The organism is Microcystis sp. M179S2, from assembly GCF_020245805.1.
GTDB lineage: Bacteria > Cyanobacteriota > Cyanobacteriia > Cyanobacteriales > Microcystaceae > Microcystis > Microcystis aeruginosa.
The window spans coordinates 1-12,954 of record NZ_JADBUE010000295.1 but is presented as its reverse complement, the minus strand read 5'-3'; the positions used below and the strand labels follow the sequence as shown (position 1 = coordinate 12,954).

Below are 12,954 nucleotides of genomic sequence, written 5' to 3'. Positions count from 1 at the left end.
TCTTTCCTCCGGCCAGTATTGGTAAAGAAGCAGATGAATGAGTAATTTTAGGAGATAACTATCTACTTTATGTCTCTGTTCATTCCCCAATGCTTCGATTTCTTCTTCGAGATGTTCCCAATCTAATACATCTGTCTGTCTTTGTCGCAGTTGTTTGGCCGTTTCTTCTAACCAAGCAAGATAGTCTTGTTCGTATAAGTCTTTAGTTGTCATAACCTATCCTCTTTAGCACTGGTCAGGTATTAGGTTTTTATTTTCTTGACGCTTATTTGACCTAAAAAAAGAGGGTTCGCAGGCAGGCACGGATTCCCATTCTATATATAAGTATCTGTCAAGTGCGGGGATTTGTCAAGGGTTTTTTATTGAGATTTTGTTAATCATCTCGAATACCGTGCATCATGGATTAGTAAACGCTCCGAAAGATTGGCAATATTCCAGTTTTCACCGTTAGGTTGAAGAAGGAATTTATGATCAGATGTGAGGAGTTTCAGAAAAGCTGATCTTTGATAGTGATATTGGTATGGAATAAAATGTAGAAGTGAAACCCAAAAAATTCAGGTAAGAAATAAAAGCAATGTTGGGTTTCGTCACCTCAACCCAACTTACAAGATCAGCGATCGCACTACAGGATCAGCGATCACCTTTATCGAGAAGAAATAGCTACCTGCACATTCGGAGAAAAATTCTCGATTTTTCGAGAAGCATTAAGAATTTCAATCCCGATTACATTACCTGCTTGATCATAGTCAAGAATAACCCCCGGACTGATTGCCTCACTTTCTTCTACGGGTGTGTCATGCCAGGTAATTGTTAAAACGTCAACTTCAGCATCATATTTAGCTTTCATTTGATAGCTGCCTATATTTTCTAAGTTTACTGGTAACATATAGTGTAACAATTTTTTGAGGCTCAACTAAGTCATTAATGTAAATTCTCAGAAGATAAGTTTTATTGTTAATGGCGACAAACGTACCTTGATAAACTTTGAGTCCATCTTCTTCTAAAATTTGCTCAGGATTATTGAGGATGTCCTGCAATATTTTTAAAGAGATTTGGCGTTGAATAATTTTTTCTTCGGCATGGTGACTTAAAATAAAGTTCACGAGGATTTCGGGTTCTTCGGTTTGTCTTATGCAATGGACGGGGTTATAAGGAATGAAACCTTTATAGAGACAGACATTGCCGCAATTTTTGTCAATTGTTTTTTATCTAGAGCGAACTAATCAATTAAATCTCTTGCCAGATAAGGATTGAGTCGATTTATGCGCCCCTATCGAACCATACCAAGTCCCGAAGAGCCACCTACAAGATCGCTTCTCCTCCTCATCAAAAAGCGATCGCCCTTTGCGTTCCTATCCCAAGCGGCAGCTTTAAAGTTTAACCAACAAGATGACAGCGAATAACAATCAATTTGGTGTGTTACATTTATAATATAGATATTTCAAGTAAAAATCATTTCACCAACAGATCATGCTTAATTCTATTAACGCATTATTTGACGGAAAGGTCTTTCATCCAGAGCAACCCGTTAGATTGAAGGCTAATACTCGTGTCCGCATTATTGTTGATAACTTATCGGATGAAAATAATGAACTCACTTCTTTTTTAGAGACAGCAGAATCATTACAACTAGACGGACCCTCTGATTGGTCAGAAAATCTAGATAAATATTTATATGGCGAAGAAAAAGAGCATGAACCCTGAGAAATTTCTCGATACAAGTTATGCGACCGCTTTATCTTCATCTACGGACGATTATCATCATAAAGCACTTGCCATTGCCCAACAATTAAAAACTTCAAAAACACCTTTAGTTACAACCAGAGCCATTATTTTAGAGATTGGCAATGCTTTATCTAAACAAAAATATCGCTCTAAGTCAATTAAATTATTGTCCTCATTAGAAAAGGACAGAACAGTTACAGTTATTCCCTTATCGGAAATTCTTTATCAAAAAGCTTTTCAACTATATTGTCAAAGAAACGATAAAAATTGGGGAATTGTTGACTGTATTTCTTTTATTGTAATGGAAGAGCGTAGAATAACGGAAGCATTAACAACGGATATTCATTTTCAGCAAGCTGGTTTTCGAGCTTTGTTGAGAGATTAATCTCAGGGCAGGCGATCGCTCCTTCTCCTCCCTAAAAAGCGATCGCCCCTCCTCATTCTCAAAAAGCGATCGCTATTCCCCAAAAATTGCTCCTCCCAACAGCGATCGCCCCTTCTCCTCCCCAAAAAGCGATCGCCCTTTGCGTTCCTATCCCAAGCAATGGCAGTTTTAAAGTTTAATCCACAAGATGACAGCGCTCGCACTTTCAAACGCCAAAGGAATTGCGGTCTTAAAGTTTGGTAGGTTGGGTTGAGGCACGAAACCCAACGCCAGTTGCGTAAACACCAATCCAATAAATGTTATTCTAACTTGATGCAATACCGTAGAGCAAAAACACCTGGAGCTACTTATTTTTTTACAGTTGTGACATACAATCGTCACAAAATTTTGTGTGAACCTGAAAATGTGGATTTACTACGAAATGCTTTTAAATATGTTATGCGACAACATCATTTTAAGATTGATGCTATTGTCATTTTACCAGATCACATTCATGCTCTTTGGACATTGCCTGAAACAGATGCAGATTTTTCAACTCGTTGGCGATTAATTAAAAGTTATTTTAGCCGTCAATGTCATTCTCAATATCAGGGTAAAATTTCAACATCTCGACAACATAAAGGAGAAAAGGCTATTTGGCAACGTCGCTTTTGGGAGCATCAAGTTCGAGATGATCGAGATTTTGTTAATCATCTCGAATACATCCATTACAATCCCGTGCATCATGGATTAGTAAATGCTCCGAAAGATTGGCAACACTCCAGTTTTCATCGTTATGTTGAAGAAGGAATTTATGATCAGATGTGGGGGGCTTCAGAAAGGCTGATCTTTGATAGTGATATTGGTATGGAATAAAATGTAGGTTGGGTTTCGTCGTATCAACCGACAAGATCAACTAAAATTTTTCAAAAATTCGGTGGGTTGGGTTAAGGAACGCAACCCAACAAATTAAAAGATAATGGTGTTAATTCGTTTTGGAAAGGGGATATTTTCTGTGTAGAAATGTTGGGTTTCCTTTCGTCAACCCAACCTACAAGATCGGCGATCGCACTATGATAATAGAAAAATACGATATGTGATCGCCATTCCCACATCACCCAAAAATGATCGCCTCTCCTCCCCAAAAAGCAATCGCCCCTCCCCATCATCAAAAAACGATCGCACCACAAGATCGGCGATCGCACTACAATCATAAGTTTTAATGCCAAAATTCAAAAATTAAATCTCATAAGATTTTAATAAAGAAAAACCAATAATTAACATTATAATTCCAATCACAAATTCCGTTATTTTCCATGTCAATGGATTAGAAAAAAGAGGCTTAAGTAACTGCGCACCATAGCCAAGAGAGTAGAAAAAAACGAAAGAAGCAATAGATGTACCGAACCAAAAATAAAGTGCTTCGTTTCTATATTTTGATGAAACTGAACCAATCAGAAATATTGTGTCTAAGTAAACATGAGGGTTAAGCCATGTAAAACCAAGACAAGTTAACATAACTTTCTTAAAAGATTTCGATTTTACATCATCAAATTCAACTCTATGATTTGTTTTCAATGAAGATTGCAAATTGGTAAATCCATAAAAAAATAAAAAAGCTGCTCCTCCATATCTGGCAATAATTGATATCCAAGGGAATTTTTCAATAAAAACATAAAATCCAGATACGCCAATCGCTATCAACAAAGCATCAGATAGTGAACAAATTAGACAAACCCAAAAAATATGCTCTCCTTTTAATCCTTGTTTCAATACAAAAATATTTTGAGGTCCAATAGCAAAAATTAAGGAAAATCCAAGTAAGAAACCATATAACAGTCCATTCATAAACAAATCATCTTGTAATTTATGGCTCTTCGTTACTTGTTATGGTTCGATAGGGGGGCATAAATCGACTAAATCCTTATCTGGCAAGAGACTTAATTGATTAGTTCGCTCTAGATAAAAAACAATTGACAAAAATCGCTAAATGCCTTTCTCTATAAGGGTTCCATCCCTTATAATCCCCGTCCATTGCATAACACCAACCGAAGAGCCTAATTTATTAATAAAAATTTTTTCAATTTTGACTTGTCATTAATTTTGCTATAAATTCCGTATAAGAATTATTTTTAAATAATATCTGATCATTAATTCGTTCATGCAAAATATGTAACCTTTCTGGTGTAATTGAAGGAATTAAATGATGTTCTACATGATAATTATTTCCGTTTGTTAACCAAGTCATCAACCAATTTGACTTAATAGATCTGGTATTTTTGAAAATGTCAGTATCTTTTTCACAACCTAAATGTTCCGGTAACTCAATTAATGTATGAATAGGTGCTGCACAAAAAAACAATAAAAAAATACGCGATAGTTCTATTTTATTTAATAAAACAATAGCTAATAAACTGGTTAGTAAAAATAGTCCAAAAATTAAATAGTCATTTCTAATTGCATTTTCATTTTTTTTGTTATAAACTTCGCCAAATGATTGATTTGTAAAAGCCGAAAAAATATAAGCAGATACCCGAATCCAGTGAGGAATCATAAACAAATTATATATAAATTTACCTAAATTATCATTTTCTTTTGAGTATTGAAAAAACTCGGAATCTTGATCTGTTCCTACATATTGATGATGATGAATATGACGATCCTTATAATGTGAATACGAAATTAAAAGAGGTAGCCCAAGAAAAAACCCAACTACTCTATTTAAAAGACGATTATTGAAACCATTTTCATGGAGTGCTTGATGTTGTAATTCTATACCATGAGCCATCATAATTGATGCAAAAAAAGCCCCAAAAATTTGTAATCTTAAATCGTGGCAAAAAAAGAGAAATATGCCTGAAAACAAGCAAATTCCCCAAATTAATATCTTCATTAAATAAATAATAGGTTGATTACCTATCAGATCATTATTTGATTTGAAAATGTCTTTACTTTTTTGCATTTTTGGATTATTTTTTTGGTGTAATTTAGTGCGATCGCAACTCTCATCGCTTAAGGTTAAGAAATGCAATCTAATTATAGGAAATGATAACCTTATTGTCAAGTTACTGCGATCACTTTCTCTGATGAAGTGCGATCGCCGATTTTATTAGCGAGAAATAAGGTAATGTCGCATCATATCACCTCAACCCAAGCAACAGATCGGCGATCCAGCCATATTCTGGATAGGACTACTTCAATAACTCGATTTCCCCTGGTCGCCAAGTCTTATCAAACCAAGGCTCAAGCGGGCCATAAAGCCGAAGAATCCTATTCCAACCCGTGCCTGGATTTGTCTGCACCCAATTATTTTCCTTACCCGCAAGCGGTTTCGGCCCGAAATAGAGATCCACAGAGCCATCCGCATTAACCAAAAGTCCCTTAGTCTGACTACCGACACTAGGAAACTGTTGATCCGTCTGAATCATCGATCGCGTCTGGTGACTGTAAAGAATCACTGACCAGAATAGTAGCACGCGAGGATGTGTTAGCGTAACGTAGAATAATTACAAATTCGTCATGATTAAAAGCAAAAAAGCGCGTTAAGTAACTATTTTTTAAGTCAAGAGGGCAATTAGCGATCGCATCTCCTGATCAAAAAGCGATCACACCATGAGAAGAAAACCTGATCGCACTAAAGTCCAAAATAATCGCAAATCAGATAATTATTGTTAAGAAAACAATTTGGTACGTTACATTTCATTAGCGTACCCTACAGGATCACCGACCATACTAACCGGTTGCTTGTCGAGAGCAATTTCAAATAAAAATTCAGGGGCAAAGTCTGCTCCGTTTGGCCATTCTATTGTCCGACTATTTACATATACTTTTTGAAATAAACTTTTATCTTTTAAGGGTTCAAAGATTTCTCCATACAATTCTTGTTCTAAATCTACAATCCCTTCTATTCCATTATTAAAGGTTAGCTTTAATTGATACTTATCCAGATATTCCACACAGATAACATGAAGAAATAGCTCCTTTTTAGGGAAGGGGATCGATTCTGTTAAGAGGTTTTCTTTGACGCGCATTTTCCCAGTTCTCCAATAGTTCAGATTGGTGTAGATCAAGCCACTCCCATATTAGATTTAGTCCTCTTTTGGGCATTTGACCACAAACTTCACCTGTGTGAATCATTATAACTGCTTCATAATCTTGATACTCGGCATGGATATGAGGCGGATTGTGATCGTTATAGTTCATGGTGATTTTTATTCCATAGAAGCTTGATAGAGTGGGCATGAGTAAGAATAGTAATAAAGGTTGCTTTCTAAAAGTTTTCCCCCTATTGTAAGCGATCGCCCTTGGCGTTCCTATCCCAAGCAATGACAATTTTAAAGTTTAATCAACAAAATAACAGCGATTACATTGAGCCTAGTCATAATGAAATTTACAACTAATAATAATAATTTTTGTCTCTGTTGGTTCCCCAATCCAATACATCTGTCTGTCTTTGTCGCAGTTGTTTGGCCGTTTCTTCTAACCAAGCAAGATAGTCTTGTTCGTATAAGTCTTTAGCGCTGGTCAGGTATTAGGTTTTTATTTTCTTGACGCTTATCTAACCTGAAAAAAGAAGGTTCGCAGGCAGGCACGGATTTCCATTCTATATATAAGTATCTGTCAAGTGCGGGGATTTGTCAAGGGTTTTGACAGTAGAAAGGGAGAAAACTTTTAACAATACACTTGTTCTAACATAGCGGTAGTGAGAGATTTTTGGCCGTGATAATAGAGACGACGATTGAGACAACCGATCGATTTAACATAGGTAGATAGGGTTCCCAGATCATGGGAAATAATTAAAATGGTCATCCACTCATTCAATTCTTGCAACAGGGAAAAAATACTAGCACGCATTTGGGGATCGACACTGGCAGTGGGTTCATCTAAAATCAAGAGACGGGGTTCTACCGCTAAAGCGCGAGCGATATAAACCCGTTGGCGCTGTCCTCCCGAAAGTTCGGCAATCGACCTTTTTTTCAACGCTAACATTCCCACACTATCTAAAGCTTTATCTACCCTTACCTCATCTTTTTTACTATAGCCTTGCCAGAGTTTTTTGCTGCTCAATCTCCCCATTTTCACTACCTCACCCACAGTAATGGGAAATGAGCGATCGCATTCGACAAACTGAGGCACATAACCGACTAATTCCCGACCTTTTTGGACACTTTGCCCCAAAATACTGACTTCTCCCCGCCAAGGTTTAATTAATCCCAGTAAAACCTTGAGAAGGGTAGTTTTTCCTCCTCCATTCGGGCCGATAATTCCCAGAAAATCCAATTCTTCAATGGTTAAATTAATATCTTCGAGGATGGGTTCCTGTTCGTAGCCGGCCCAGAGATTACTAATGGTAATGATCGTTGACATATACAATAGGGCAAAATTAACTTCTTGGTTGGGATAGGCAAAAGGCAATAGGCAATAGGCAAGAGGTAGTTAGATATGTGCAATTAATTGTGTCTAGCTACATATACAAACAATTACTGATTTAAAACTGTGGCCATTTTTTGGGAAACTTGTCGCAGGTTTTCACTCCAATTTTGAGCAAAGGCACTGATAAGGATTACCTGTCCCCCAATTTCCCTAGCAATAGTTTCGGCACTTTTCTGGCTAAATTCTGGTTGAGCAAAAATAACTTTAATATTCTCTTTTTTTGCCTGTTTGATTAGTTGACTTAACTGGGCAGCACTGGGTTCATTGCCTTCGATTTGGATCGCAATCATCTCTAAACCGTAATCTTGGGCAAAATAGCCCCATTCGGGATGAAACACCATAAACTTTTTGTTTTTAATCCCTGCCAAGTTTTGCCGAATTTCTTGATCTAATGCGTCTAATTCCTGACTGAATTTTTCCAAGTTAGCCCGATAGATAGCTTCCTGACCGGGATCGAGTTGTGCTAGGGTTTGATAAATAGTCTTTGCTTGTGCTTTGACTCGTTTTGGTGATAACCAAATATGGGGATCTAGGGTGTTTTTTCCAGCTTGATGTTTTTCTTCCTTAGCGTGATCATGATCGTGATCATGTTCTGCTGTCAAAGGGATTTTATCTACTCCTTGACTGGTATCGACGATTAACATCTGTTGGTTAACACTGTTTAAGCGATCTTTCCAGGCATCTTCTAAGGATACACCGATTTTAAAGTAGGCTTGCGATTGGGCTGTGGTTTTTAATTGTTCGGGTTTTGGTTCATAGGTGTGGGGATCTGTCCCAGGTTGAATCATGGCATTAACACTGACTCTATCACCGCCGATGCTTTTGACGAAATATTCCTGCGGTACGATACTCACTGTCACCTGTAAGGGTGTCTTTGTTTCCTCTTCCTTGACCGAAGGACCACTACAAGCTGTTAAGCTGGCTATAGTCAGCGTTAAAGCGATCGCTGTTAACTGGAAATTTTTACCCATCGGATTAACTGAGTCTGATTATGATTCTGATCTTATCACAGTCGGTGAGAATCGTTATCATTCTGAAAATATTTCGGTATAGATGTACTGATTTTTCGTCCTTCGATCTTTCGCTCCCAATTAAAAAATTTTCTCTTGCTAACTAGGGCTTGACATGATATTATATAGATAATGGAAAATCCGTGCGCCTGCGACCCCCCTCTGGTCAAGTCAAATAAAGCCCAAAAGAATTAACCCCAAAAAGTAGTGGGTGAACTGACAACTGATACTTGCTAAGACTGCACCGGAGTGCCGGAGTTGGGAGAGGAAGCCTGAGCATTTGTACTAAAAATCCCAAGAGGCAGTTTAAATTCAGTAGAGCTTAACTCTGCCGACAATTTTCTCCCCTTGACTATCGGTTAATTTTTTTTCCCAAAAAGCTTGACAAAACCCCACGACTTGACAGATAATTTCTTACATAATGGAAAATCCGTGCGCCTGCGACCCCCCTCTGGTCAAGTCAAATAAAGCCCAAAAAAATTAACCCCAAAAAGTAGTGGGTGAACTGACAACTGATACTTGCTAAGACTGTGCCGGAGCAGGGAGAGGAAGCCCGAGCATTTGTACTAAAAATCCCAAGAGGCAGTATAAATTCAGTAGAGCTTAACTAAAAACCGAGCGCCGATCACGAAAAAATGACTTTTGCCTCCGTTATTCGCAACATTGAAAAATCGCCTTTAACTGCCGAACTTATCCAAAAACTGGAGAAAAACGGCAATTTAACCCTAACTGGCCTTGCCCGCTTACCGAAAGGATTAATAAGCACAGCTTTTGCCCGTTGTCAAGGAAAAAATCTGGTAATTATCTGTGCCAATCTAGAAGAAGCGGCACGTTGGGCGGCACAATTAGAAGCAATGACGTGGAAAGGTGTTTTCTTTTATCCCACCTCGGAAGCTTGCCCCTACGAGACATTTAATCGGGAATCCGAGATGATTTGGGGACAGATGCAGGTATTATCGGCAATCAGTCATCAAGAGGCCGGAATTGCGATCGTTACCACCGAAAAGGCCCTACAGCCCCATTTACCCCCTAGAGAGGTTTTCGAGCAATATAGCGATAATTTTGCGGTAGGAAGGGTTATAGAAGCCAAAAACCTCGATCTAACCCTAGCTAGATTAGGATATGAACGGGTTCCACTGGTAGAAACCGAAGGGCAATGGAGTCGTCGCGGCGATATCGTTGATATTTTCCCAGTTTCGGCAGAATTACCGGTCAGGTTAGAATTTTTCGGCGATGAATTGGAAAAATTGCGAGAATTTGACCCTGCCACCCAAAGATCCCTCGATTCTATCCCCAATCTACTTCTTACTCCCACTAGCTTTGCGGCGATCATTGCCCCTTCTCTTCCCCCCACAGTGGCCGATTATCTGGGGGCTGAAGATCGAGAAAAATTGGCTAATGGCATTTATCCAGAGGGAATTGAGCGATTTTTAGGCTTGTCCTTCCCTCAACCTGCCTCTTTATTGGATTATCTCCCCGAAAATACCCTTATTGCCTTTGATGAACTGGAAAGCTGTCAAGCTAGAAGCGATCGCTGGATAGAATATATTGGGGAACGCTGGCAAGAGATAGAACCAGCTTTACCGCAAATTCACCGTTCTTTTGGCGAATCTCTGCAAATATCGGTTAAATTTCCCCATCTCTACCTCTCAGAAATAGACGATCACCTCTCCGAAAATAGTCTTAATCTCTCCAGTCGTCCGATTCCCACCAATCCGGGACAATTCGCCAAACTAGCGGAAATTTTACGGGGAAAAAGAGAGATTTATAGCGGTATTAAAGTAAATAAGTATGCTACATGGTTAATATCTGCCCAACCCTCCCGCACAGTCTCGTTATTACAGGAACACGACTGCCCGGCCCAATTTATCCCCAATCCCCTCGATTTTGGGGCGATCGAGCGCTTAATAATTCAAAACACCGCTACAGCCCTAAAATACTCAGGATTAGCTGAATTAGAAGGTTTTATCCTCCCCACCTATCGCATAGTCGTCGTTAGCGATCGAGAGTTCTTCGGACAACATCTTTTAAATACTGCCGGTTACGTCCGCAAACGTCGGCAAGCAGCCTCGGTACAGGTGGATGTGAATAAACTCCGTCCCCTCGACTTTGTAGTACATAAACACCATGGCATCGGACAGTTTATCAAACTAGAAAAGCAGGAAAGCACAATTGGCGGAGTAGTGCAAGGTCGAGATTATCTAGTTATTAAGTATGCTGATGGATTATTGCGGGTTCCTGCCGATTCTGTTGATAATCTCTCCCGTTATCGTCATACAGGTAGTCAAGCGCCCGAATTGCATAAAATCTCTGGCAAAGCGTGGGAAGCGACGAAAGCCCGCGTTAGGAAGTCGGTTAAGAAGTTAGCGGTTGATTTAATCAATATTTACGCCCAACGCGCCCAAAAATCGGGTTTTGCCTATCCTATGGATAATCCCTGGCAGCGGGAGTTAGAGGATTCTTTTCCCTACCAACCCACTGCTGATCAACTGAAAGCGATACAGGATGTGAAACGGGATTTAGAAAGCGATCGCCCGATGGATCGATTAGTCTGTGGGGATGTGGGTTTTGGCAAGACAGAAGTGGCCATTCGTGCTATTTTTAAAGCTGTCACCACGGGTCATAAACAGGTGGCTTTATTAGCACCAACAACGATTTTAACCCAACAACATTATCACACCCTGAAGGAACGTTTTGCTCCCTATCCCATTAATGTGGGTTTATTAAATCGTTTTCGCACCAATTCCGAGAAAAAAGATATCGTCCAGCGCTTGAAAACGGGGGAATTGGATATAGTGGTGGGGACGCAGTTGTTATTGAGTAAAGCGGTGGAGTTTAAAGATTTAGGGTTATTGGTAATTGATGAAGAACAGCGTTTTGGGGTTAATCAAAAGGAGAAAATTAAGGCTTTTAAGAGTAATATTGATGTATTAACTTTGAGTGCGACACCGATTCCCCGGACTCTTTATATGTCCCTTTCTGGGGTGCGAGAAATGAGTTTAATTACCACACCTCCCCCCTCTCGTCGTCCCATTCAAACCCACCTTTCTAGTTATAATTCTGATGTGATTAGAACGGCAATTCGCAATGAATTGGATCGGGGGGGACAGATTTTTTATGTAGTACCCAGAATCGAGGGAATTGAAGAAAAAGCGGCAGCCATTCAAGGGATGATTCCGGGTGCTAGAATTTCCATTGGTCACGGTCGTATGGATGAGGCTGAATTAGAGACCACCATGTTAGCTTTTAATAATGGGGAAGCGGATATCTTAGTCTGTACGACTATTGTAGAGTCGGGGTTAGATATTCCCAGAGTTAACACGATTATCATTGAAGATGCCCAAAAATTCGGTTTAGCGCAACTCTATCAACTGCGGGGACGGGTGGGGCGATCGGGAGTACAAGCGCACGCTTGGTTACTGTATCCAGCCAAGGCAGAACTAACAGAAACCGCACGGGAAAGATTAAAGGCAATTCAAGAATTTACCCAGTTAGGATCGGGGTATCAATTAGCGACTAGGGATCTGGAAATTCGCGGTGCGGGTAACTTATTAGGTGCGGAACAATCGGGACAAATGGAAGCGATCGGTTTTGATCTATATATGGAAATGTTACAGGAAGCTTTGCGGGAAATTCAAGGTCAAGAAATTCCCCAAGTGGAGGATACCCAAATCGATCTGAAATTGACGGCATTTATTCCTAACGATTATATATCCGATCCGGAACAGAAAATGGATGTCTATCGGGCGATCGCTACTGCCAATTCTCAGAAAAATTTAGGACAAATTGCCGCCGATTTAGTCGATAGATACGGAGCAATTCCTTCCCCAGTGGCACAATTATTTAAGGTAATCGAGTTAAAACATCTGGCTAAATCCCTCGGTTTTTCGCGAATTAAACCCGATGGAAAACAGCATATTATCCTAGAAACTCCTATGGAAGAGCCAGCGTGGAAATTATTACAAGAACACCTACCCCAACATATACAATCACGCTTTGTTTATAGTCCCAAACAGGTGACGGTTAGGGGTTTAGGATTGGTAAAACCACCACAGCAGTTAGATAGTTTATTGGAGTGGTTAGCTAAGTGTAAAGATGGTTTACCGACGAGGAATTAGATGGGGGGTCCACTCTAGATATTTGCTGCGTCAATCAGCCAAAAGTAGCTTTGAGAGTCAGCTATAGGTGGTGCGTTACGACGGATTGTCACCTTCAAGTCAAAGCAGCAATTTTTGCCGTCTAACGCACCCTACTTTTTACTTTTTGCCGCAAACCCTACCTAGTTGATCATAGGTGGTGCGTTACGACGGATTGTTACCTTCAAGTCAAAGCAGCAATTTTTGCCGTCTAACGCACCCTACTTTTTACTTTTTGCCGCAAACCCTACCTAGTTGATCATAGGTGGTGCGTTACGACGGATTG

At 39.6% G+C, this 12,954-nt stretch carries 15 protein-coding genes and 1 pseudogene; 4 read left to right on the top strand and 12 right to left on the bottom strand.

Annotated elements, in window-relative coordinates:
- The 3 genes from IM500_RS17925 to IM500_RS17915 form a co-directional block, all read right to left on the bottom strand.
- On the bottom strand, positions 1-213 hold a 213-nt coding region (locus IM500_RS17925), incomplete at its 3' end, for a DUF29 family protein (RefSeq protein ID WP_287739219.1).
- A 430-nt stretch (positions 214-643) separates the two neighbouring features.
- Positions 644-886, bottom strand: coding sequence for a DUF2283 domain-containing protein (locus IM500_RS17920; RefSeq protein WP_002775710.1), 243 nt, complete (start codon positions 884-886; stop codon positions 644-646).
- Positions 837-1,103: a hypothetical protein gene (locus tag IM500_RS17915; protein WP_002798441.1), complete on the bottom strand. Its 267-nt coding sequence runs from the start codon at positions 1,101-1,103 to the stop codon at positions 837-839. The genes IM500_RS17920 and IM500_RS17915 overlap by 50 nt, the downstream gene beginning before the upstream one ends.
- A 367-nt stretch (positions 1,104-1,470) precedes the next feature.
- Between IM500_RS17915 and IM500_RS17910 the strand changes: the two genes are divergently transcribed.
- From IM500_RS17910 to IM500_RS17900, 3 genes are all read left to right on the top strand, one after another.
- Positions 1,471-1,704, top strand: coding sequence for a hypothetical protein (locus tag IM500_RS17910; protein WP_036401137.1), 234 nt, complete (start codon positions 1,471-1,473; stop codon positions 1,702-1,704).
- Positions 1,694-2,110 carry a type II toxin-antitoxin system VapC family toxin gene (locus IM500_RS17905; RefSeq protein WP_353737917.1) on the top strand — a complete coding sequence of 139 codons (417 nt, stop codon included), beginning with the start codon at positions 1,694-1,696 and terminating at the stop codon, positions 2,108-2,110. Before IM500_RS17910 ends, IM500_RS17905 begins: the two co-directional genes overlap by 11 nt.
- 312 nt (positions 2,111-2,422) lie before the next feature.
- Positions 2,423-2,965: an REP-associated tyrosine transposase gene (locus tag IM500_RS17900; RefSeq protein WP_185239967.1), complete on the top strand. Its 543-nt coding sequence runs from the start codon at positions 2,423-2,425 to the stop codon at positions 2,963-2,965.
- 195 nt (positions 2,966-3,160) lie between these two features.
- Here IM500_RS17900 and IM500_RS17895 read toward each other — a convergent pair whose 3' ends face one another.
- The 9 genes and pseudogenes from IM500_RS17895 to IM500_RS17855 form a co-directional block, all read right to left on the bottom strand.
- The gene (locus tag IM500_RS17895; protein ID WP_287739215.1) at positions 3,161-3,325 is read right to left on the bottom strand and encodes a hypothetical protein; all 165 of its coding nucleotides are present in this window, start codon (positions 3,323-3,325) and stop codon (positions 3,161-3,163) included.
- 3 nt (positions 3,326-3,328) lie between these two features.
- Complete coding sequence (locus tag IM500_RS17890) at positions 3,329-3,937, bottom strand: LysE/ArgO family amino acid transporter (protein ID WP_190359773.1); 609 nt, start codon at positions 3,935-3,937, stop codon at positions 3,329-3,331.
- 232 nt (positions 3,938-4,169) lie between these two features.
- Positions 4,170-5,051 carry a fatty acid desaturase family protein gene (locus IM500_RS17885; protein ID WP_287739213.1) on the bottom strand — a complete coding sequence of 294 codons (882 nt, stop codon included), beginning with the start codon at positions 5,049-5,051 and terminating at the stop codon, positions 4,170-4,172.
- A 229-nt stretch (positions 5,052-5,280) separates the two neighbouring features.
- Complete coding sequence (locus tag IM500_RS17880) at positions 5,281-5,565, bottom strand: DUF1214 domain-containing protein (protein ID WP_287739211.1); 285 nt, start codon at positions 5,563-5,565, stop codon at positions 5,281-5,283.
- Between the two features lie 216 nt (positions 5,566-5,781).
- Positions 5,782-6,120: a DUF2442 domain-containing protein gene (locus IM500_RS17875; RefSeq protein ID WP_002737024.1), complete on the bottom strand. Its 339-nt coding sequence runs from the start codon at positions 6,118-6,120 to the stop codon at positions 5,782-5,784.
- Positions 6,074-6,331, bottom strand: coding sequence for a DUF4160 domain-containing protein (locus IM500_RS17870; RefSeq protein WP_002792623.1), 258 nt, complete (start codon positions 6,329-6,331; stop codon positions 6,074-6,076). Before IM500_RS17870 ends, IM500_RS17875 begins: the two co-directional genes overlap by 47 nt.
- 187 nt (positions 6,332-6,518) lie before the next feature.
- Positions 6,519-6,617: pseudogene (locus IM500_RS17865) on the bottom strand (DUF29 family protein); the annotation flags it as partial.
- A gap of 143 nt (positions 6,618-6,760) precedes the next feature.
- Positions 6,761-7,504, bottom strand: a complete 744-nt coding sequence (locus IM500_RS17860) for a metal ABC transporter ATP-binding protein (protein WP_353737916.1) — start codon at positions 7,502-7,504, stop codon at positions 6,761-6,763.
- A gap of 65 nt (positions 7,505-7,569) precedes the next feature.
- On the bottom strand, positions 7,570-8,493 hold the full coding sequence (locus tag IM500_RS17855; protein WP_287739209.1) for a metal ABC transporter solute-binding protein, Zn/Mn family: 924 nt from the start codon (positions 8,491-8,493) through the stop codon (positions 7,570-7,572).
- 674 nt (positions 8,494-9,167) lie between these two features.
- Between IM500_RS17855 and mfd the strand changes: the two genes are divergently transcribed.
- Positions 9,168-12,650: a transcription-repair coupling factor gene (mfd, locus tag IM500_RS17850; RefSeq protein ID WP_287739207.1), complete on the top strand. Its 3,483-nt coding sequence runs from the start codon at positions 9,168-9,170 to the stop codon at positions 12,648-12,650.
- Positions 12,651-12,954: the final 304 nt, after the last annotated feature.